Here is a 22,647-nt window from a genome sequence, read left to right as displayed (position 1 = left end):
ACATCTATCATAGGTTGCTTTATTTAACTCAAGTGAAAAGAGGAGCGATCGCATAAAACTAAGTTGCAATGATTTTGATTTTCAAGCAATCATAATTTTATGGCTTACATTTTATAATACTTACTACCAAATCCCACTGATACAGGTGCGCCTTCATATTCGCAGGATATACAAATTTTTAACTTCCTCTTATGGTCATAATAGGTGTAATAGTCTGTCCGTCTGCGGACTAATTCTAACTCGGATGGATTAATACTAAGCACACCTAAGATTTGTTCAGAATCAAATGGGCGGTTTGGACTCCAAGGCGCAGTCTTTTTAAGTTTAACATCTACATAGCTGATAAAGTTTCCTTCTGCTTCCAACAGCATATAAGATTGATCAGATTCTATGATAATATTACCATTTTCATTAGGCTTTCCTCCAACTGCTTTTGCGGCATCAGTGATGGACATTCCAATATACTGGAAAGGACGATATAAGGGAGCATTTAGTATATCCAATCCAGAATTAATAGCTCTGTCTATAGCATCGGCAAGTGTTAAAGTTCCCAGATAATTTCCATGCTTAGGAGTAACAGAAGCCTCTAAATCAACTATTGACAATAATTGATCTGGTAAAGAGTTTATACCTTGGTCAAAATAGTTTTGACGGTAAACTGGGATAGATACTGTCTTTTGTTTTTGCCAGTTTTTATTAAGTGAAGTAAGAAATTCTTTTGGAAAAGACCAATAAAAAATATAATTTTGACAGTCAACAAAAATCAAGAATGTGGGATTTTTCTGAAGCAACCAATAATTAAGAGTAGTTACTTCAATAGGAATTGAAATTGAAGAACCTTTGGATTCAGCTTCTTCTGTACCTTTGCATTGTATATTAAATAATTTTCCAGTTGGATACTCTTCCTGCATAATTTCACATATAAAATCAATGCCAAGATCAAGTTCTTGAGGAACAGGAATAACAATGCAAAATTTAGTAAAAACTGATTTGAGGAGGTCAGCCGCACTTTGTCCAATTCTCTGAGAATTTGTACGTTTTGGTAACTTGTTCATCACGGTATTATAAATTTTATAGCTATTGTAATTTGAGTTAGTATCTAGCGTGATGATTTAGATCACAGCATAACCCCTATGCTGTCTAATATTTTGCGGATGAAAACCTAAAACAATTTTATCTGTAGGAACTCCTGCCGCTTCTAACTCATAAGTAACACCATCTTCAGTATCATCTCGTTGTACCCATATCTTCCCATCAATAATATCCAAATGCACCAAACAACCATGAATCCTTTTATGATCCTGCCAACCCAAAGTAATTAATAAATAACTATCATTTTTTTCATCAAAAACTGTTTTACATTCAATCACACCATAAGAATAAGGAATTTGTGTATGAGGTATTAAAACTTCCTTAATAATCCGCCGATGATTATCTAAGGTATCAATTGAATTATCCTCTTAAGCTGTTGTGCCTTTAACTTGAATAATTAATACAAGCAAGATGCTTGTGCTACTGTAACTTCAGGTTGTTTAATTATACAGTTTAGCTGCACATCAGCTTATCTTCAGCGTTGAAAACAAGTAAATTCACATTTTCGCTTTGTATTAAAAGTCCACCATCAGTAAAAAGCAGTTCAATTATTCAGATACAATCATGTTTTTATCTTTCGATATATTCGTCAAATCTAAATCTTTGATCTCTATACTGAATTTATCAAACTTTAATGTTCCAAGCATTTTCCTGAATGGTACTCCAATTTTTGTGAGATCGTGATCTATTCCACTTCCAGCCCATAAGAGAGTCATATGCGGTTGAAAGTGTCTAGCTCCAAAGGCATTACGATTATGAGAGCTAGGTAATCTAGCCCCTAATACTCTTTTTGTTTCTAGTTTGGTTAGTCTTGCTCTGAATTCCAGGATTACCTGCCGAATTATACTCTGCCTATGAATTCTTACCCCCACTTTACGCCTTCCTGGATTAAGATAATCTCTTGGATTTTCACCACCTGGTGCCATTACCATAAATCGAGTATCATTAGCATCAAGAAAAACTTCTACATTTTCCAGACAAGGCTTCAGATCAGGAAGCATTCGACGTGCATGGTAAACAGTAATGTGCATATTTTTAACAACAAACCGTGGTTTGACACCGATCTCTGAAGTAAAAAAATCTTGTATGCGATCTCGATCTTCATGAGATAGCCAAAGTTGTGACCAAACCTCAAATCTATGCTTACTTTCTCGACTCATTACTTGTCACACAGTGTAATAAAGTTAATTATTATTATACTCAAATATTCCGTATATATCACCAATATATAAACACAAACAGATAAGATTTTTAATATCCCCCACCCCTCAAACCCCTCTTTGCGCCTTTGCGCCTCTGCGTGCCATAACCCCACCAACCAACAAAACACCACCCTCACACCTGTAAATGCTAAAATCAATGACTTGAATGATAAAGAGAAAAATTATTTATGGCATCCATTAACGAGTTGCACAAACAGCTAGTAAAAAAAGAACGTTCAGCCGTTGAAATCACCCAAGAATCCTTAAACCGCATTGAAGCACTAGAACCAAAACTGCACAGTTTCTTGGCTGTCACTGCACAACAGGCACTAGAACAAGCTCGCGCTGTGGATGCAAAAATCGCTGCTGGGGAAGAAATCGGTATCTTAGCAGGGATTCCCATCGGTATTAAAGATAATATGTGTACCAAGGGCATTCGCACCACCTGCGCTTCTAAAATTCTGGAAAATTTTATCCCACCTTATGAGTCTACTGTCACCCAAAAACTTGCTGATGCTGGGGCGGTAATGGTTGGTAAAACCAACTTAGATGAGTTTGCAATGGGTAGTTCCACAGAAAACTCCGCTTATCAAACTACTGCTAACCCTTGGGATATTGCCAGAGTTCCCGGTGGTTCTTCCGGTGGTTCTGCTGCTGCGGTTGCGGCGGAAGAATGTGTAGTTTCTCTTGGTTCTGACACTGGGGGTTCTATTCGTCAACCGGCTTCTTTTTGCGGTGTGGTGGGGATGAAACCGACTTATGGGTTAGTTTCCCGTTATGGGTTGGTAGCTTATGCTTCATCTTTGGATCAAATTGGACCTTTTGGCAGAAGTGTGGAAGATGCAGCGATTTTATTAAATGCGATCGCAGGTTACGATCCCCAAGACTCCACCAGTTTAAAAGTAGAAATTCCTGATTACACTGCCAATTTAACACCAGATTTAAAAGGGAAAAAATTAAAGATTGGCGTGATTAAAGAAACCTTTGGTGAAGGTTTAGATCCAGAAGTTGAAGCAGCAGTAAATAAGGCGATCGCCCAACTAGAAAGTTTAGGCGCGGAAGTTCAACAAATTTCCTGTCCTCGTTTCCGTTATGGTGTTCCTAGTTATTACATTATTGCCCCATCAGAAGCATCAGCCAACCTTGCCCGTTATGATGGTGTAAAATACGGCGCACGTGTGGAAGATGCAGATAACTTATTATCAATGTACACCCGCACCCGTGCAATGGGATTTGGTACAGAAGTCAAACGCCGGATTATGATTGGTACTTATGCCCTCAGTGCCGGTTATTATGACGCTTATTATTTAAAAGCGCAAAAAGTCCGCACATTAATCAAAGAAGACTTTGAAAATGCCTTTGCTCAAGTTGATGTTTTAGTCACTCCCACCGCACCCACCACAGCATTTAAAGCCGGGGAAAAAATCACCGATCCTTTAAGTATGTACTTGAATGATTTAATGACAATTCCTGTGAACCTTGCCGGTTTACCTGGAATTAGTGTACCTTGTGGTTTTGACAGCAAAGGTTTGCCAATTGGATTACAATTAATTGGTAAAGTATTAAGAGAAGATCAACTTTTCCAAGTAGCTTATGCTTACGAACAATCAACAGATTGGCATTTGCAAACAGCGAAAATATAGCAATCCTAAATGATTTATGAACAACAAGATCCCCAAATTTTCTAAGAGGATGTTTGAAAAGTCTAACTTGGGCGATTAGAAATCACATCTACACAGACAAAACCTGCCTACGCAGGTTTCAAATCCTTAATTTTTCGTTAGTCCACGCAGGTGGACTTTGCTTGTGTAGTAGCGTTCGCCGTCAGGCGTGCCGGAGGCTATATTATATTCGCCGAAAACTTTTAAGACAACCTCTTAGAAATAGCCCACCCAAAGCCCCAATTTTCATGAACAGCGATACCCAACTTAGCCTTTTTAACGAATCAAACTTTAATCAAAAAGACTTGATTCCTACAGATGCAAAAATTCCCATTCCGTCAGGAACTTATACAAGTTTGACGGAATTAACACCACATTGTCAAAATTGCCATCGTTGTGAGTTGGGTGAAAATCGCACTCATGCTGTAGTGGGAAGGGGAAACCCCCAAGCTAAAATCATGATTATTGGGGAAGGTCCAGGACAAAATGAAGATGAAACTGGTTTACCATTTGTGGGTAAGTCTGGGCAATTGTTAGATAAAATTTTGGCATCTGTAAATTTGAGTACGGAGCATGATGTATACATCTGTAATATAGTAAAATGCCGTCCACCGGAAAACCGAGTTCCCACCCCGGAAGAAATGGCCGCTTGTAAACCTTATTTATTAGAACAAATTCGCTTAGTTGATCCAAAAATCATTTTATTAACAGGTGCTACTGCTGTTAAAGGAATTACAGGTAATAAACAAGGAATTACGAAAATTCGCGGACAGTGGATAGACTGGGAAGGGCGTTTATGTATGCCTATTTTTCACCCTTCCTATTTGTTACGTAATTCTTCCAGGGAAAAAGGCTCACCAAAATGGTTAATGTGGCAAGATATACAAGCTGTTAAAGCTAAATATGATGAGGTGACTGGGTGACTGGGGACTGGTGACTGGTGACTGGTGACTGGTGACTGGTGACTGGTGACTGGTGACTGGTGACTGGTGACTGGTGACTGGTGACTGGTGACTGGTGACTGGTGACTGGGTAATCAATTTTATTTTTACCAATTACCAATTACCAATTACCAATTACCAATTACCAATTACCAATTACCAATTACCAACCATAACAAATTAAATAACTATTCAAAAAAATATGATTGATATTCTCATTCTTTCTAATGGACCAGGGGAAGTTACAACTTGGGTGCGTCCTGTCGTTAAAGCATTAAGAGAACAATTAGGATATGATATTTCTCAAGTGCGAATTTCTGTGATTTTATCACCTTGTCCTCATGCTAGTGGTAGAGAAGTAAGTATAGCTAGTTCCTATCCAGAGGTAAATAGAGTGCAAGCACCTGAGCATTTTTGGCAGTTTTTATTAACAGGAAAAACAGCCGAAAATTGGGACTGGAGAAAAAAAGGTGTAGTTGTATTTTTGGGAGGAGATCAAATTTTTCCTGTCATCATTGGTAAAAAATTAGGATATAAAACCGTAGTTTATGCAGAATGGGAAGCACGTTGGCATAATTTTATAGACTGTTTTGGAGTGATGAAACCCCAAGTGATCAAAAATGTCTCACCTCAATATGCACATAAATTTACCGTTGTCGGTGATTTAATGTTAGAAGCTGCTAAACAAGATGATATCACATCCAAAAACCAAAATCCAAAATCTAAAATTGAATTGATTGGAATTTTACCAGGTTCAAAAAAAGCTAAGTTAACTCAAGGGGTACCTTTAACTTTAGCTATTGCTGAATATATTCACTCTAAAAAACCAGAAACAAAGTTTTTTATTCCTGTTGCACCAACTTTAGATTTACCAACATTAGCCAGTTTTGCCAATCCTGAAAAAAACGAATTTACTCAAGCTTTCGGTTTTAACGGTGCATCTTTAATAGATAATTCTCTGCAAACTTATACAGGTTTAACAGTAGAATTAAAACAAGAAAACCCTGCTTATCATTTATTATCTCAATGTGCAATTTGTCTAACTACAGTAGGAGCAAATACCGCAGAATTAGGCGCTTTGGGAATACCAATGATTGTATTATTACCTACTCAACAATTAGATGCAATGCGTTCTTGGGATGGTTTACCAGGTTTATTAGCAAATTTACCGGGTTTAGGTTCTGGTTTTGCTAAATTAATTAATTGGTGGTTTCTGAGAAATAAAGGTTTATTAGCTTGGCCTAATATTTGGGCGCAAAGTGAAATTGTACCGGAATTAGTGGGAAAATTGCAACCGGACACTGTGGGAGAAATGGTTTTAGATTTGTTAGAAAATCCTGAAAAGTTAGCAGCAATTAAAGATAAATTACGCAGTGCTAGGGGTGAAGGTGGTGCTGCACAAAAGTTAGCAGGTTTAGTGAAGGACATTATTGTAAGATGATAAAACCCACATTCCGCACTTCAAAAAGTAGTATGATTTAACTTTTAATTCAAGGTGTGCAATCAGTTATCAAAAAGATAACCAATGAAATCGTCAAACCAGAGAAAATAACTAGGGTTTGCTGAAAAAGTTATCTGTGAAAGCTAGGTGACAGGTGGTTAGTTATGTTCAATTATTTTGAATATGCAATTTTATAAAATCTTCTCTAATCAGAGTTTTTTTGGCAAATAGGTGAAAAAAATAATGCAATAAGCTTAGTTACATTTGAGTTTCTTTTTCAAAAATGCGATCGCTAAAATTTTACCTCATCCCTCAGCTAACATAACATATTGATATTTTTGATCTAGAAGAAAAACGCAATGTTTACGCCAATCAAAAAACTACCAACTTACTTGGTTATACACTGCCAGAAATTCAATCCAGAAATTCAATCAAGTGGAGAAACTTTAATACCCAGGATTTCTCATCCAGAAAATACCATAAACAATGATAGGAAAATAGTGGATAATATCATAAAATATTAAATTTGTCAATTTAGTTGAATATTCCCAAATAACAGCACTACATTATTTGGGTAGACTCCTATTTGCGTTATAGATTAGCAAAGGTTGAGCAATGTTAACTTCATCAGAAACTCCTATCATAGCGGCTGTAGTGCTAGTCGCTTTCGGCATTTTGGGTTGGGGCTTTTATCGTGCCAGACCTTTTGGTAAGCTGGGTATCTTAGCCTGGTTACAGTCTGTAGTATTAATGGCTCCCTGGCTGGTATTTTTTGGTTTGTTTGCTGCGGGCATTTATATCAATATAGCAGGTGTATTGTTATTGCTAGTGCTTTCCACAGGAATATACATCTTCTTAGGTAGACAATTACGCCAAGCTGGCCAAGATGCCATTATCAAAGCTAAGGCAACTGAAAGACTTGCCAACGAAGCTTTAGAAGCACAAACCACACCGGAAAATTCTGATCAACCTGTAGTGGTAGCAGAAGTAAAACTGGAAACCATCACCATCCCGGAAGAAGATTTAAATACCATCAAAGGTATTTTCGGTATTGATACATTTTTTGCCACAGAAACCATACCCTATCAAGAGGGAGCGATTTTTAAAGGTAACTTGCGGGGAGATGCAGAACAAGTTCACAACCGTCTCACCCAAAGATTGCAAGAGCGATTAGGTGATAAATATCGTCTTTTTTTAGTAGAAAATACAGATGGTAAACCAGTGATGATTGTGCTACCGAGTCGCACTGATCCTAAACCAATGCAGTTATCGCAAAAAGCATTTGCTGTAATTTTATTAGTAGCAACTATCGCCACCAGTTTGGAAGCTGCGGGTTTACTGCTGAATTTTGATTTATTTGCCAACCCATCAAGAGTTTCGGAAGCTTTACCCATAGGGTTGGGAATTTTTACAATTTTGATCGCTCACGAAATTGGACATTGGTTATTAGCACGTAAACACCAAGTCCGCCTAACTTGGCCTTTTTTCCTCCCAGCGGTGCAAATAGGCTCTTTTGGAGCAATTACCCGTTTTCAGTCTCTCTTACCCAACCGCAAAGCGTTATTTGATATTGCTTTAGCTGGTCCTGCTTTTGGCGGTATTATCTCTTTGATCATGTTGGTGACAGGGTTGTTACTTTCCCACCCTGGTAGTTTATTTCAATTACCCAATAAGTTTTTTCAAGGTTCAATTTTAGTCGGTAGTTTGGCGCGAGTTGTGCTAGGTTCGGCTTTACAAGCGCCTTTGGTGAATGTTCATCCTTTGGTGATAGTTGGTTGGTTAGGGTTGGTAATTACAGCTTTAAACCTGATGCCAGCCGGACAATTAGACGGGGGGCGTGTTGTTCAGGCAATTTATGGACGTAAAACCGCAGGAAGAGCGACAATTGCCACTTTAATCGTTTTAGCTTTGGTATCTCTGGGTAATACTTTGGCTTTTTATTGGGCAATAGTGATTTTCTTTTTACAACGAGATGCAGAACGCCCCAGTTTGAATGAAATTACTGAACCCGATGACGCAAGAGCCGCTTTAGGTCTTTTGGCTTTATTTTTAATGGTTAGCACCCTTTTACCATTAACTCCCGCTTTGGCTGGAAAGTTGGGAATAGGGTGATTGGTGATTGGCTTAACGGGTGACAAGGCGGTTGAAGATGAGATGTGGCAATCATTTGAGAAAATAAGGGGGGAGAAAAATCTCACAGGGGTAGGTTTTTAATATTAACTGTTCCCAGATGTCCGACTTCTTTGAGAAGTCGGGGATCTAGCTTGTCTATTTTTCTAATTGGAAGAAGACTCCACCTTTGAGTGTTTCTGCTTCCTGTCCGTAACTACTGACTGTAAGCGATCGCAAATTGTCAAACAGTGGTTTACCCAACAATTCCACAAATTTAAGTAAGGGTTGTTGACTTTCTAGAAATTCTTGGCTTTTTTTCCAATCAATATATATATAGCCTTGGTTTGGTTGAGGTAAGTTAGCAATACTATCCTGAAAGTTGGAATTTTCCATCAGGGTATGTTCTTGATGGGTAATAATTTTTTCCATCAATGCTAAGTCAGAGGTAATAATTTCATAATTATCAATGCTTGTATGCGCCCCTTTAACTTTTGCTTCAATGTTGACAGATGAATTTTCAGGAATAGCTTTTAACTCTGTCCAAACGGCAATTTTTTGATTGTTTAAAATCAAAGAACTAACATTAAATTCGTTGTTTGTGGCAATGTTATCTAATTTCGCTATACCTTGTTCTAACTGCGGTGTTTTTTCTACTACAAACACCCAATTGGGATTTATATTTTTATCTTGATTTGCCTCTTGATTTGGTAAAATTGCTAAGGCATATTCTCCACTTACCCAACTAAAAATATCCTCTTTCCAGTTTATATCCCAGCTTTTTTGTACATCTATTAAAGGTTGCATCCATCTGGCAATAGCTTCTTGAGAAGAACCATAAATAGTTGCTGTTGCTTGTTGCCAAAGTTTATCTAAGTTGCTATTGGGTAAATTACTCAAATTTGCACCAGCAATTGCTAAACCTGCTGACTCTGGAATATACTTTAAGGCATCCACAGGTTTAGATAATGGTGTAGATACAGAAGCAACTTTTGAACTAGGTAAATTTGATCTAGATAAAAATGTGCTTTCTGCCAGCATACCTTGAGATTTTAAAACTAAAGAAAGAATTTGACTCTTATAAGTTGATTCTGCTAATTCTAAACCTTGCCATTTTGCCAATGTGGGTAATTTGAAGAAAGCTACAGCTACAGCATTTTTTGGTAATTCTTTTACAGCTTTTTCATATTCAGAATCACTACTTAAATTCAAATTTGGTGCTTGAATATTATTAATAGCTTCTTTGACAACTTTCAGATCATTAGCAAATAAAACAAAGTCATCAATAACCGCACCAGCTAAGGAATTTTGGATTTTGAATTTGGTATTTTGGCTTCTTTTGGATGTTATTATTTCTGGTGTATCATACAGTAATTTGACACCTTTATATTGTTCTACTTCTAAATTTGTTCCTGCTAAAGTTCGTCGAGAAAATAAGAGTTCAACAAACTCACGGCTTTTTTCTGGGTTGTTTGTAGCTAGTGCCATCAAATACCCTGGTTGTAACCCATTTTCTGGATCACGATCAATATCTTCACTGGTAACAGCTAAGGTAATTTCATTACTTAGCCAAGGTTTGATATCATCCTTGAAATTTATGTTAGTTTTTGCTAATAAACTATTTTTGATTTGGGAAATTGCCCCTTTTTTTTCTATTGACTGCAAACCTTCAGGATTGACTAATAAAGATACCATTGCAGGTGCTACATTAGATACAAATATAGCCGCCCCTGGTTGAGATATGGGAGTATTTAATTTTACTGGACTTTTGAATAAAAACCAGTAAAAGCCAGTAATAGCAAGTAATACAGCAACTACACCAGCTACTATAAACCTAAAAGATAAACGTTGATTATTCACATTCAACCTATTTTCTCGCTTTTCTGTCAACATGAATAGTATGACAAATATTAGGATTGTTTAGAGAAACTGCATGACTGGTCAATCTTTTACTGAAATTAAGGTTAAAGAACTAGCGGAACGTTTAGCAAATGCTGATTCTGGTTTACAGTTAATAGATGTGCGTGAACCACAAGAAGTAGCGATCGCCAAAATTGATGGTTTTGTCAATCTTCCTTTGAGTGAATATGAGCAATGGAACGGGGAAATTTTCACTCGTTTTGATGCCCATGCGGAAACCCTGGTATTATGCCATCACGGTATGCGTTCTGCTCAGATGTGTCAGTGGTTAGTTTCTCAAGGATTTACTAACGTTAAAAATATTATAGGTGGTATTGATGCCTATTCTATTTTAGTTGATCCTGTAATTCCAAGGTATTAGGGACTGGGGACTGGGGACTGGGGACTGGGGACTGGGTAATCAATTTTATTTTTCCCAATCACCAATTACCAATCACCAATAGTTAGCAATACAACTGAAGCTAAATCTAACTTTTGTAGCTAAAAATACAGCTTGATTAAGAAATCATATAAGATAATATGATAAATAGATAAGAATTTAGCCTGTTTTGTGATAAAGCTATACTGTATTAATAATTACATAGAAAATAAGTTTTTACGGGAAGCTTTGCACCTAACTAATATAGTATAAATATATAATTTACGATTTTGCTTTTGCATTAATTAATAATCAATCTTTTTTACTGTTTCATTAACAAAATTTTTCAACCTTTGCTTAAAATTTGCCTTCAGTAAAACATATTCTATGCAATTCCAGCTGACAAATCGCCAACAACATATACTTTGGGCAACTGTACGCCATTATATCGCCACTGCTGAACCAGTTGGCTCTAAAGCTTTAATTGAGGAATTTGATCTTGGTGTCAGTTCCGCTACTATCCGCAATGTTATGGGTGTTTTGGAAAAGTCGGGGTTACTTTACCAACCACACACTTCTGCGGGGCGTGTACCTTCTGATTCGGGTTATCGTATATATGTTGATAGGTTGATGAAACCGTCGGAAGCTTTAGCTAGAGAGGTTGAATCTACTTTACAACAGCGTCTACATTGGGATGATTGGAGTTTAGAAGCTTTACTACAAGGTGCGGCACAAATTTTGGCAACATTAAGTGGCTGTATTACGTTAATAACTATGCCACAGCCCAATATAGCACAATTAAGACATTTACAACTATTACAAGTTGAAGATGGGAAAGTTATGCTGATTGTGGTAACGGATAGTTATGAAACCCATTCCAAGGTAATGGATCTGTTTACAAGAGAGTCAGTAACTAAACCTGATCCAGAAACAATTGATCGAGAATTACAAATAGTTTCTAACTTTTTAAATAGTCATCTGCGTGGTTTTACACTCTTGGAATTAGCCCAGCTTGACTGGAGTGAGTTAGATCAAGAGTTTCAACGTTATGGGGAATTTTTGAAAAGTTCATTGACAGAATTACTCCGTCGTGCTGTTGCACCTTCAGCCACACAAATCATGGTGCGGGGTGTGGGTGAGGTGTTGCGTCAACCGGAGTTTGCCCAAGTACAGCAGGTACAAACGATTATGCACTTATTGGAAGAAGAACAAGAGCAGTTATGGCGGTTAATATGTGAGGAATCGGAAATAGAGGAAACGGGTAAACCCAAGGTGACGGTGCGGATAGGTACGGAAAATCCCTTAGAACCCATTAGAACCTGTTCTTTGATATCTTCTAGTTATCGTCGGGGTGCTGTACCCGTGGGAAGTATAGGTGTTTTGGGACCAACTCGGTTAGACTATGAAAATGCGATCGCTGTAGTAGCAGCAGCAGCAGAATATCTTTCAGAAGCTTTTAGTCAAACTGCGTAAACTGTCTAAACTCGGTAAATCATGTTGAGAAAAATCTCTTTTGGTTTAATATGGCTAGGATTTCTTTCCTACGCCTTTTTATTTGCACCTCCTGATAATTTCCCAGAAAGTTTAGAGTTAATCACCAATCTTTCTACAGGAAACTGGGAAGGTATCAATCCTGCGATTATTGCCTTATTTAATATTATGGGAATATGGCCATTAATTTACAGTGCAGTGTTATTTATTGATGGCAGAAGGCAAAAAATACCAGCTTGGCCTTTTGCTACAGTTTCCTTTGGGCTTGGTGCTTTTGCACTTTTACCATATCTAGCTTTAAGAGAACCAAATCAAGAATTTACAGGTAATAAAAATTTGTTTCTGAAAATCTTTGATTCTCGCATCACAGGAATTTTATTAATGTTAGGTGCGGTGGTTTTATTTGCTTATGGTTTACAAGGAAATTGGAGTGATTTTATCCAACAATGGCAAACTAGCAGATTTATTCATGTAATGAGTTTAGATTTTTGTATGTTGAGTCTATTATTTCCTGCTTTGTTAGGGGATGATATGACGCGACGGGGTTGGAAGGATAATCAATTATTTTGGTTATTTGCTTTAGTTCCCTTTTTTGGGGCGTTGATTTATTTGTGTGTCAGGCCACCATTAAATGAACAAAAACAAGATTACCAAATGGTTTGATGCTTCAGGAAATAAGTAACTTTACACTATCACACCAAACCTGATAAAATGTTTTCAATCTAAAAATAAAAATATCTGGAATTTAAAACAATGACAGAGCAGATAAAATTGGAAATGATTCAAGAAGAAAATCTCTTAACAGCAGAGTTTTTTAACCAGCAATGGCAAATTTACCAGAAAGTGTTAAAAAACAATTACATGGGACATCGGGAAATATATAATGTACTCCATGAATTATTAGTTAAACACTGGCAAAAACCGTTTACTCTGCTTGACTTGGGATGTGGAGATGGGAGTTTCACCACTCAAGCTTTATTAAATACTCAAATTGCTGAATATACAGGAATAGATGTATCTGTTCCCGCAATAGAAGATGCGAAAAAAAATATTGCTGTTACTGGTTGTCAGGGAAATTTTATCATAGGCGATTGTTGGCAATTAACGAATGAGTTAGCGCAAAATGAACCAAATAAATTTGATGTTGTGTTTACATCTTTTGCGCTCCACCATTTGCAATTAGAAGAGAAAGAAGATGTAATAAAAAATATCAAAAATCTGCTCAAATCAGGGGGAATTTTCATTTTAATTGATGTAGTTCGTCAAGAAAATGAAGATAGAGATAGTTATGTTAAACGTTATTTAGGGAATGTGAAAAAAGATTGGACTTTAATAACTCCTCAAGAGTATAAAATGGTCGATAGTCATATTTCATCTAAGGATTTTCCGGAAACTCAATCCAATCTAAAAAGTATTTCTGAAAAAGTCGGTTTTAGTAATTTTGAATGTGTTTATCGTGATGACTTGGATACAACACAATTGTTGTGTTTTTACCTATAAAAGCGATATTGTTGTTCTTCTGAAAATCTCCAGAAATCTTCAAATACCATATTATCGTGCTACATAATAGAGATCAAAGTTGTATCTTTAGGAATACCAATAATGTATCAAACAGATCCACCACTTTCTCCTAAAGAAACATTACCAACAATGTATGATCTTCCTAGCGAAGACCCGGAGGAGAAAGGTTTGCCAGATCAATTTCATTTACTACAACCACAATTATTAGCAGACACATTTCGCCCCCCTAACTATCCTAGCAACCAAATTTTTACAGCTAGTGATATGAATTTATATTATGATGGTCGTCATCCATTGTGGCATAAACGCCCAGATTGGTTTGCGGTTGTTGGTGTTTCTTCTTTGTATGAAGAAAGAGATTTAAGATTAAGTTATGTAGTTTGGCAAGAATTTGTAAATCCTTATATTGTGGTTGAATTATTATCACCAGGAACAGAAAAAGAAGATTTAGGTCAAACTTTGCGAGATGTGGAAAAACCCCCAACTAAGTGGGAAGTTTATGAGCAAATTTTAAGAGTTCCTTATTACGCAATTTTTGATCGTTATCAATCTGAATTTAGAATGTTTGAGTTAAAGGGCGCTCATTATACTGAAGTGAATTTATCAGATTTACGTTTTTGGATTCCTGATTTAGAATTAGGTTTGGGAGTTTGGCAGGGCAGTTACAAAAATGTTAATATGCCTTGGTTACGTTGGTATGATCAAGATGGTAATTGGGTGTTAACTCCTGTGGAAGAAGAACGCCAAAAAGTTGAACAGGAAAGACAAAAAGTTGAACAAGAACGACAGAAAGCTGAACAAGAACGACAGAAAGCTGAACAAGAACGACAGAAAGCTGAACAAGAACGCCAGAAAGCTGAACAAGAACGACAGAAAACAGAAAAATTAATTGCCCAACTACGTGCGCTTGGTGTTGAACCTGAATTAGATTAAATCACAGAATTGATGATGTTTGTTTACCACATTTTATAAATGTGGTTTTTTTATGTTTTTAGGAACTTCCAAACAATAAATTATCCAATCTTGTGGGATGGGCTAGAAGCCCATCCGGGTTGAAGGGCAGGCAAGACTTGTACTGAGCGTGTCGAAGTATGCCTACCCCACAAAAATTAATTGAATATTTTTTTATCTGGAAGTCCCTTAGTGTTTAATAGACAAATTTATCAACAACTAAATTTTCAGAAACCAACGCCGACTATACATAAAATAAAGCACTAACCACCATAATAAAAGATTGGTGATAGCAAATAATAATGAACCATTCATATTTCCCGCCCAAGCACTAAACAAATTATCATAAATCCAGGTTTTTGTAGCTACTGCATCTTTACCACTACCTACAGAAGTTTTAACTAAAATTCTGCCCACAACCCCAGACCCAACAAAGAGAAAAATGGCATTTAAACCCATCACTTCCCAAGGAAAACCCCATTTTTTTAAACCCCGAACTTCCACCACTTCATAACACAAAGCTAATACTAATAAAGCCCAACCAGCAGTATAAACTACATAAGAACTCGTCCACAAAGATTTATTAATCGGAAATACAAAACCCCATAATATCCCAATAATTAAACACCCCAAACCCCAAATTACTAAATTAACACTCGTCCTAGTTTTAACCTGCTGTTTTTGCAACCATGAACCAGTAAAATAACCAATTAAAACCGTTACCAATGCGGGAATAGTGCTAAATAAACCTTCAGGATCAAATGGTCCACTTTGATAAAGATGTTGACTTCCTATAATCATCCGATCAACATAACCAGCAAAATTTCCTTCAGCAGATAAATTACCTGCACCAAAACCAGGAACAGGAATTAATTGCATTGCAACCCAATAACCTAAAAGCGATATTCCTGAAAATATCCATAAACCACGTTGGGAAAGTTGTAAAACCACAAAAGCAGCAATTACATAAGCCAAACTGATACGCTGCAACACCCCCATAATTCTAATTTTACTTAAATCAATGGGTATTCCTTTTAAAGTAAAATCGAGAAAAAAAGTAAACAAAGTCAAAAATAAACCCAAAGCAAATAACACCAAACCTCGGCGAATTATTCGCAAATAAACTTGACGAGTGGGACGGTTTTCTGGTGTGTTTTCTCGTGTATATTTAGCAAAAGAAAAAGGCATTGCTACACCAACAATAAATAAAAAGAAAGGGAAAATTAAATCTGTGGGTGTGCAACCATGCCATTTTGCGTGTTCTAATGGTGGGTAGATGTAACTCCAACTACCAGGATTATTAACTAAAATCATAGAGGCGATCGCAATTCCCCGAAATACATCGAGAGAAACAAGACGCGGAAACGAATTTTTAATTACTGTTGACACAAAAAAATTCCCATCACCATCACTTAGATATTAAGGATAATACATTTTTTTAGAACTTATCAAAGCAAAAATTTTTCCTGTCATCCCAATTTTTAACAAATAACCGTAACAACACCAAAAACTCTCTTCTTCCTTCTTCCCTTCGTGTCCTACCCTTCGGGAACACCTTCGGTGAACGTACCTTCGTGGTTCGTTCATTTCACGTCTTGACCTCAAGCAAAAAATAAACTTACACATTTGGGATGCTCCCGAATCAAACAATTATCAATTGTCAATTATCAATTGATCAGTTGGGTATTTGCACAAAATCAAAAATTCCTCAAGATTAATTTACCAATTTTCCTCTGGTGTATGATTTTTGTTAAATTAACCAGTACATTAATAAGGAGGATAGGAAAACAAACCAATGAATGCGATCGCCTCTACCATAGCATCTATTATCAACATAGAAAACGCTGTCTTCCCTTGGGAAAATCTCGCACCCAGTCAGCAACAACGTATTCAAGCAGCGATAAACCCCAAAACCCATCCCAGTTGTATCGTTTATCCCCACACTCAAGAACAACTGGCCGCAGTCATGTCCGCTGCAAACAGCAATAAATGGTCTGTTCTCCCCTGCGGTAGTGCAAGTAAACTTCATTGGGGTGGTTTAAGTAAAAATATTGATATAGTCGTCAGTACAGAACGTATTAACAGACTCATAGAACACGCGGTAGGTGATCTAACTGTCACCGTAGAAGCAGGAATGAAATTTGGCGAAATTCAGGAAATTTTAGCAAAATCTCAGCAAACCTTAGCTCTTGACCCTGCTTTTCCCGCTTTTGCTACCATTGGTGGTATTATTGCTACTGCTGATACAGGTTCTCTGCGTCAACGTTATGGCGGTGTGCGTGACCAACTTTTAGGTATAACTTTTATCCGCGCTGATGGACAAATTGCCAAAGCAGGGGGAAGGGTAGTAAAAAATGTTGCTGGTTACGACTTGATGAAATTGTTTACCGGTGCTTACGGTACATTAGGAATTATCAGTCAAGTCACTTTTCGAGTTTATCCTTTACCAGAAACATCGGGAACTGTAATATTAACTGGTAAAGCTGAAGCGATATCCCAAGCTGCTACAATTCTTCAAGGTTCTGAGTTAACACCAACTCAAGCAGATTTAATATCCAGTCAATTAGTTTCTGATTTAAATTTAGGTAGCGGAATAGGTTTAATTGTCCGGTTTCAAAGTATTAGCGAAAGTGTGAAGGAACAGTCTAACAGACTTTTGGCAATTGGTCAAAAATTAGGTTTAAATGGGGCAATTTATTCGGCCGAAAATCAGGCTAATTTATGGCAACAATTACCAGAAACAATACATAATTATGGTAATAATTCAGAAATTACTGCCAAAATAGGAGTATTACCAACTGCTGCGGTGGAGGTGATTAATCAAATTAATTTCGGGTTGATTCATCTCAATAGCGGTTTGGGTTTGGTGCGGTTAGAAAATCAAAATCAGGTTTTGAAATTGCGTGATTTATGTCAATCTAATTCTGGTTTTTTAAGTGTTTTATCTGCACCTTTTGAAATAAAAGAAAAGTTGGATATCTGGGGTTATAATGGTAATGGTTTGGATATGATGCAGCGAATTAAAAAACAGTTTGATGGAAATTATATTTTAAGTCCTGGTCGGTTTGTTGGTGGGATTTAAGGTTTAAGGTTTAAGAATAACGAACCGCAAAGTACGCAAAGTACGCGAAGTTAAGAGGGGAAGAAAGAGTCATGCAAGTTTCGGAAAGTTCGGTGAATAAGACTGCTAGTGTTAAGAATTTACAGGGTTTTGATCCTAGTCATCCTCCTGATCCTAAGTTGATTGATAGTTGTGTTCATTGTGGGTTTTGTCTTTCTACCTGTCCTAGTTATCGGGTAATCGGAAAGGAGATGGATTCACCCAGGGGTAGAATCTATTTAATGGATGCTATTAATGAGGGGGAAATTGCTTTAAATACTGCTACTGTTCAACATTTTGATTCTTGTTTGGGTTGTCTTGCTTGTGTGTCAACTTGTCCTTCTGGTGTGCAGTATGATAAGTTGATTTCCGCAACTCGTCATCAGGTGGAAAGAAATTATAACCGCAGTTTTTCTGATAAGTTAATCCGTCAATTGATTTTTTCTCTGTTTCCTAATCCTGATGTTTTAAGAATCTTACTTTTCCCTTTATTTGTTTATCAAAAGTTGGGGGTTTCTCAGTTATTACGCGCTACTGGGTTAATAAAAAAAATCTCTCCCCGGTTAGCTGCTATGGAGTCTATTTTACCGGAAATTACTGTTAAGTCTTTTCAGGATAATTTACCCGATATCATTCCTGCAAAGGGTGAAAAAAGATATCGTGTTGGTGTAATTTTGGGATGTGTACAACGTTTGTTTTTCTCTCCGGTAAATGAAGCAACAGTCAGGGTTTTAACTGCGAATGGTTGTGAAGTTGTAATTCCTAAATCTCAAGGTTGTTGTGCTGCACTTCCTGAACATCAAGGACAAACTGAACAAGCGAAAGCTTTAGCAAGACAAATGATTGATAGTTTTGCTGATACAAATGTCGATTTTGTGATTATTAATGCTGCTGGTTGTGGTCATACTTTAAAAGAATATGGTCATATTTTAGCTGATGATCCAGAATATAGCCAAAGAGCTAAAGCATTTGCAGCAAAAGTAAAAGATGCACAGGAATTTTTAGCAAATGTGGGTTTAACTGCGGAACTTTCACCTTTAACAGATAAACCTTTAACTTTAGTTTATCAAGATGCTTGTCATTTATTACATGGTCAAAAAATTAGTGTTCAACCCCGTCAGTTATTAAGAAAAATTCCCGGAGTCACCTTAAAAGAACCAATAGATGCAGCTTTGTGTTGTGGTAGTGCAGGAATTTATAATCTGCTACAACCAGAAGTTGCTGAAGAATTAGGTAAACAAAAAGCCCAGAATTTAATCAATACTGGTGCTGATTTAATTGCTTCCCCTAACCCTGGTTGTAGTTTGCAAATTAGTAAATATTTGCCAGGTAAGAAAATGTCTTTAATGCACCCAATGGAATTATTAGATTATTCTATTCGCGGAGAAAAACTAGAATTGTAAAACTTCAGATCCCCGAATCTTGGGGATCTTATTCCTAGATAGCAAAAATAACCACAGCAACACTAAAAAATCTCTTAAACTCTCTTACCTTTGTGTTCTTTGCGCCCTTTGCGGTTCAATCATATCAAATTTACACATTTAAGATGCTACCCAAAAATCACTATTTCATCATCTACCCCTACTCAAACATTCTGACTCCTATACGGGCGAAGCATTTGGGTGTTCAATTCTCGATTTTTCCCTAATATTTCTGTCCGAATGCTTCGCCCCTACTGACTCCTAAATTTTTCAAATGTGCTTATTTTCAAACACTAATTTCATCTACTCGGTGGAAAACTTGCAAAAGCAATTGTAAAATCATGACAGCATCAGACCAGGTTATGTTTCCCATTATCCTATGAAGATTCTAGTCTTAAATGCCGGATCTAGTAGCCAAAAAAGTTGTTTGTATGACATTACAGATGCAACTCTTCCCCAAGAAGCACCAAAACCTCTTTGGGAAGGGAAAGTTAACTGGACTCAAGACCGTGGTGTGGCTGAAATTGAGGTAAAAACCGCCACTGGTGAAACACTGCAAGAATCTATTTATGGTGACTCCCGCAAAGCCCATCTAGCATATATGCTGTATACTCTTACTCGTGGTGCTACCAAGGTACTGAGTAATTTATCAGAAATTGATGTGGTAGGACATCGTGTAGTACATGGTGGCTTAAATTACCGCAATAGTGTTATAATTAACGAGGATGTTAAACAGGCGATCGCTAATCTTTCAACCCTTGCCCCAGCCCATAACCCAGCGGCTTTGGAAGGCATAGAAGCCATTGAGCAAAGCTTGGGAGATGTTAAACAAGTAGCAGTATTTGATACAGGTTTTCATAGCACCTTACCGGATGCTGCTGCCGTCTATCCAGGTCCTTATGATTGGGTAGAGAAAGGTATCCGTCGCTACGGCTTTCATGGTATCAGTCACCAATACTGTGCGAACCGTGCAGCGCAAATTCTTGGTCGAGATTTGACAGACCTGCGTTTAATCACTTGCCATTTAGGTAACGGTTGCTCTTTAGCTGCAATTAAAGAAGGTCGCAGTATTGATACCACTATGGGATTTACACCTTTAGATGGTTTGATGATGGGAAGTCGTTGCGGTTCAATTGATCCAGGAATTTTAATCTATCTATTGCGTCAGTCTGATTACTCAGCAGAAAGCTTAGATTATGTTTTAAATAAAGCTTCTGGTCTACGGGGAATTTCGGGTGTTTCCAGTGATTTACCTCAAGTTCTGGCAGCAATTGAACAAGGTAACTATCGTGCTAAACTAGCTTGGGATATTTACGTACATCGGTTACGGACTGGTATCGGTTCGATGTTGGCTAGTTTGGGTGGTTTAGATGCGTTAGTATTTACCGCTGGAGCAGGTGAAAAATCTCCATTAATCAGACAAGCAGCTTGTGAAGCGTGGGAATTTTTAGGATTGAAAATAGACTCGGAGAAAAATAAACAACAACCAATTGATGTAGATATTGCTACACTTGATTCTAATGTGCGAGTATTAGTTATACACACACAAGAAGATTGGGCGATCGCTCAACAATGTTGGCAGTTATGTCAAATTAAACAGTAAAAACGGGCGTTGCATAAGTGTGGGATGAATTAGTTGAACACGGGTATTTGATTATATTTCAAATAATGAAGTAATAATCTAACTGAATATTTAAGCATATCTACGGATTTAGAATAACATAATGTCTTTCTATGTAGACGTGCTAGATAATGACGTAAACGTGTATTTTCTCCTTCAACTCTAGTCATATATGTTTTACTCACAATATGGTCTTCTGGTTGAATGAAACTAGGATAAACTTTCCATCCATCAGTGACATAAAAATAGCATTGCCAGAGTTTAACAATATCCCACAAAGGCTGAAAAGTTTCCGCACTGTGGTCTCCCAAAACCCAAGCTAAAATCCCTTGACTAAAGTGATTTACTGCTGTCCACAACCAAATTTTGTTTTTTTTGAGTCAATAAAAGTCTCTAATTCATCTAATTCACCTACTTCTGGTATTTCCTCAATTGGTGGTGCATCTGGCAATTTCTCACCAATTTGTTTAACCCAAGAAATTACAGTTGTATGATGAACACCTTGAGTACGTTCTATGGCTCTAAATCCCATCCCATTGACGTAGGATTTTAAGCAATCTTGTTTCACTTCATTTGAGTATCCTCTTGGTGGACTATAAACATCTATAAACTGACGACCACATTTGACGCAAATGTGATTTTGTTTACCTCTGCGTTTTCCATTTTTTCTAATCTCAGTAGACCCACAGTATGGACAATGCACCGTATCAACCCTCAATTCATCCCTCTATTATGCAACGCCTGGTTTTTTTTTCTAGTATTTGTTTAATAAACTTAACTTTAATATAAGTATTTTAACGTAAATGTAAGTTTATATTAAACATTTCCTATTGTAAATCTGTTACGAACTTGTTCCAAAGCCAGGTAAAATATACAGTCAGGTAAATTTGCTGATAAAGCTAAGAAAAATTATGTTGTTATCTCGTGAATTTATTATTACGCCTTTAGTAGCTTGCTTCTGCATCTTAGGAATTAGTTTAAGTCAATTTCCGAGATTGCAAGAACTTATCAACAGCGAACAATCTATGTCTGTGGAAGCTTTGGAAAAAGAACAACAAAAAGAAGCTTTACGTTTGAGTTTACTGCAACAAATACCCACTTTTGGTTATGATAACCTCATTTCTAATTGGGTATATATTGACTTTTTGCAATACTTTGGTGATGATCCCGTTAGAGATAAAATAGGTTATAGTTTAAGTCCAGAATTTTTTGCAATCATCCTTAAACATGATCCGAAATTTAGAGAAGCTTATCTTGGTCTTTCTGTTAGTAGTTCTTTATATGCAGGTATGCCAGAAAGAGCTATTACATTAATGGATAAAAGTTTAAAATCCCTATCTCCTAAAATCCCAGAAAAATCTTACTATATCTGGCGTTATAAAGGCACAGATGAGTTATTATTTTTAGGTGACTCCCAAGCCGCAAGTAAGTCTTTTCTCAAAGCGGCAGAATGGGCTAGTGAATACGATGATCAAGACAGTAAAAATGTAGTTTCTCTGTCCCAATCTACTGCTAAATTTCTAGAAAGAAACCCTGATAGTAAGTATGCTAGAATTGCCAGTTGGAGCATGGTTTTACAAAATAACGTAGATGAAAAAACCCGCAACCGTGCAATTCAAGAAATTGAAAATTTAGGTGGTAAAATAGTGATTAATAATCAAGGATTACCAACTGTAACTTTCCCAGAAAAAGATTAAGGTAATTGATAATTGATAATTGATAATTGATAATTGATAATTGATAATTGATGACTGGTAAAAATAAAATTGATTACCCAGTCACCAGTCCCCAGTCACCAGTCACCAGTCCCCAGTCCCC

The 22,647-nt window shown here is 36.9% G+C and carries 20 protein-coding genes; 13 read left to right on the top strand and 7 right to left on the bottom strand.

Features of this window, described 5'->3' with window-relative positions; translation table 11 throughout:
• Positions 1 to 104: 104 nt before the first annotated feature.
• The 3 genes from H5968_RS06765 to H5968_RS06755 all read right to left on the bottom strand — a co-directional run bounded on the left by H5968_RS06765 (position 105) and on the right by H5968_RS06755 (position 2,252).
• Positions 105 to 1,055 (bottom strand): DUF4365 domain-containing protein, encoded by a 951-nt coding sequence (locus H5968_RS06765; protein ID WP_187039310.1) that lies wholly within the window; start codon positions 1,053 to 1,055, stop codon positions 105 to 107.
• Between the two features lie 57 nt (positions 1,056 to 1,112).
• A complete protein-coding gene (locus H5968_RS06760; protein ID WP_187039350.1) occupies positions 1,113 to 1,448 on the bottom strand; it encodes a XisI protein in 336 nt (111 codons plus the stop codon).
• A gap of 192 nt (positions 1,449 to 1,640) precedes the next feature.
• Positions 1,641 to 2,252: a hypothetical protein gene (locus tag H5968_RS06755; RefSeq protein ID WP_187039309.1), complete on the bottom strand. Its 612-nt coding sequence runs from the start codon at positions 2,250 to 2,252 to the stop codon at positions 1,641 to 1,643.
• A gap of 230 nt (positions 2,253 to 2,482) precedes the next feature.
• Between H5968_RS06755 and gatA the strand changes: the two genes are divergently transcribed.
• Together gatA and H5968_RS06745 are read left to right on the top strand one after the other, a co-directional pair.
• The gene (gene gatA, locus H5968_RS06750) at positions 2,483 to 3,937 is read left to right on the top strand and encodes an Asp-tRNA(Asn)/Glu-tRNA(Gln) amidotransferase subunit GatA (RefSeq protein WP_137666714.1); all 1,455 of its coding nucleotides are present in this window, start codon (positions 2,483 to 2,485) and stop codon (positions 3,935 to 3,937) included.
• 266 nt (positions 3,938 to 4,203) lie between these two features.
• The gene (locus tag H5968_RS06745; RefSeq protein WP_137666716.1) at positions 4,204 to 4,878 is read left to right on the top strand and encodes a uracil-DNA glycosylase family protein; all 675 of its coding nucleotides are present in this window, start codon (positions 4,204 to 4,206) and stop codon (positions 4,876 to 4,878) included.
• Here the strand turns inward: H5968_RS06745 and H5968_RS06740 are convergent.
• Positions 4,822 to 4,995 (bottom strand): hypothetical protein, encoded by a 174-nt coding sequence (locus H5968_RS06740; RefSeq protein WP_187039308.1) that lies wholly within the window; start codon positions 4,993 to 4,995, stop codon positions 4,822 to 4,824. The genes H5968_RS06745 and H5968_RS06740 overlap by 57 nt on opposite strands.
• A 103-nt stretch (positions 4,996 to 5,098) precedes the next feature.
• On the opposite strand from H5968_RS06740, the gene H5968_RS06735 reads away from it, so the two are divergent.
• Positions 5,099 to 6,337, top strand: coding sequence for a lipid-A-disaccharide synthase (locus H5968_RS06735; RefSeq protein ID WP_187039307.1), 1,239 nt, complete (start codon positions 5,099 to 5,101; stop codon positions 6,335 to 6,337).
• A gap of 615 nt (positions 6,338 to 6,952) precedes the next feature.
• Complete coding sequence (locus H5968_RS06730) at positions 6,953 to 8,449, top strand: site-2 protease family protein (RefSeq protein ID WP_096565488.1); 1,497 nt, start codon at positions 6,953 to 6,955, stop codon at positions 8,447 to 8,449.
• Between the two features lie 156 nt (positions 8,450 to 8,605).
• On the opposite strand, the gene H5968_RS06725 is transcribed toward H5968_RS06730, so the two are convergent.
• The gene (locus tag H5968_RS06725; protein ID WP_187039306.1) at positions 8,606 to 10,339 is read right to left on the bottom strand and encodes a DUF3352 domain-containing protein; all 1,734 of its coding nucleotides are present in this window, start codon (positions 10,337 to 10,339) and stop codon (positions 8,606 to 8,608) included.
• A 40-nt stretch (positions 10,340 to 10,379) separates the two neighbouring features.
• Here H5968_RS06725 and H5968_RS06720 point away from each other — a divergent pair, with 40 nt between their 5' ends.
• The 5 genes from H5968_RS06720 to H5968_RS06700 all read left to right on the top strand — a co-directional run bounded on the left by H5968_RS06720 (position 10,380) and on the right by H5968_RS06700 (position 14,669).
• Positions 10,380 to 10,727: a rhodanese-like domain-containing protein gene (locus tag H5968_RS06720; protein ID WP_096565484.1), complete on the top strand. Its 348-nt coding sequence runs from the start codon at positions 10,380 to 10,382 to the stop codon at positions 10,725 to 10,727.
• 384 nt (positions 10,728 to 11,111) lie between these two features.
• Positions 11,112 to 12,197, top strand: a complete 1,086-nt coding sequence (gene hrcA / locus H5968_RS06715) for a heat-inducible transcriptional repressor HrcA (RefSeq protein ID WP_187039305.1) — start codon at positions 11,112 to 11,114, stop codon at positions 12,195 to 12,197.
• A 21-nt stretch (positions 12,198 to 12,218) separates the two neighbouring features.
• Positions 12,219 to 12,878, top strand: a complete 660-nt coding sequence (locus H5968_RS06710) for a DUF2834 domain-containing protein (protein WP_187039304.1) — start codon at positions 12,219 to 12,221, stop codon at positions 12,876 to 12,878.
• A 90-nt stretch (positions 12,879 to 12,968) separates the two neighbouring features.
• Positions 12,969 to 13,715: a class I SAM-dependent methyltransferase gene (locus H5968_RS06705; RefSeq protein ID WP_222620594.1), complete on the top strand. Its 747-nt coding sequence runs from the start codon at positions 12,969 to 12,971 to the stop codon at positions 13,713 to 13,715.
• 102 nt (positions 13,716 to 13,817) lie between these two features.
• Positions 13,818 to 14,669: a Uma2 family endonuclease gene (locus tag H5968_RS06700; RefSeq protein WP_187039303.1), complete on the top strand. Its 852-nt coding sequence runs from the start codon at positions 13,818 to 13,820 to the stop codon at positions 14,667 to 14,669.
• A 237-nt stretch (positions 14,670 to 14,906) separates the two neighbouring features.
• Here the strand turns inward: H5968_RS06700 and H5968_RS06695 are convergent, their stop codons facing one another.
• Positions 14,907 to 16,076: a heparan-alpha-glucosaminide N-acetyltransferase domain-containing protein gene (locus tag H5968_RS06695; RefSeq protein ID WP_187039302.1), complete on the bottom strand. Its 1,170-nt coding sequence runs from the start codon at positions 16,074 to 16,076 to the stop codon at positions 14,907 to 14,909.
• A gap of 406 nt (positions 16,077 to 16,482) precedes the next feature.
• Here H5968_RS06695 and H5968_RS06690 point away from each other — a divergent pair, with 406 nt between their 5' ends.
• From H5968_RS06690 to H5968_RS06680, 3 genes are all read left to right on the top strand, one after another.
• A complete protein-coding gene (locus H5968_RS06690; protein ID WP_187039301.1) occupies positions 16,483 to 17,769 on the top strand; it encodes an FAD-binding oxidoreductase in 1,287 nt (428 codons plus the stop codon).
• Between the two features lie 71 nt (positions 17,770 to 17,840).
• Positions 17,841 to 19,190 carry a (Fe-S)-binding protein gene (locus H5968_RS06685; RefSeq protein WP_187039300.1) on the top strand — a complete coding sequence of 450 codons (1,350 nt, stop codon included), beginning with the start codon at positions 17,841 to 17,843 and terminating at the stop codon, positions 19,188 to 19,190.
• A 397-nt stretch (positions 19,191 to 19,587) separates the two neighbouring features.
• Entirely contained in the window at positions 19,588 to 20,811 is a 1,224-nt protein-coding gene (locus H5968_RS06680; RefSeq protein WP_187039299.1) for an acetate kinase, read from the top strand.
• A 29-nt stretch (positions 20,812 to 20,840) separates the two neighbouring features.
• Here H5968_RS06680 and H5968_RS06675 read toward each other — a convergent pair.
• Positions 20,841 to 21,532 (bottom strand): IS1 family transposase gene (locus tag H5968_RS06675; RefSeq protein ID WP_187039298.1). Its coding sequence is split into 2 segments (ribosomal slippage): positions 20,841 to 21,194 and positions 21,197 to 21,532, totalling 690 coding nucleotides; the frame shifts between segments, so codons are not numbered across the junction.
• 208 nt (positions 21,533 to 21,740) lie between these two features.
• Between H5968_RS06675 and H5968_RS06670 the strand changes: the two genes are divergently transcribed.
• Positions 21,741 to 22,526 carry a hypothetical protein gene (locus H5968_RS06670; RefSeq protein WP_187039297.1) on the top strand — a complete coding sequence of 262 codons (786 nt, stop codon included), beginning with the start codon at positions 21,741 to 21,743 and terminating at the stop codon, positions 22,524 to 22,526.
• Positions 22,527 to 22,647 lie beyond the last annotated feature (121 nt).

This window comes from Sphaerospermopsis sp. LEGE 00249 (assembly GCF_014299995.1).
Classification (GTDB): domain Bacteria; phylum Cyanobacteriota; class Cyanobacteriia; order Cyanobacteriales; family Nostocaceae; genus Sphaerospermopsis; species Sphaerospermopsis kisseleviana.
This window is presented reverse-complemented; position numbering and strand designations above follow the sequence as displayed.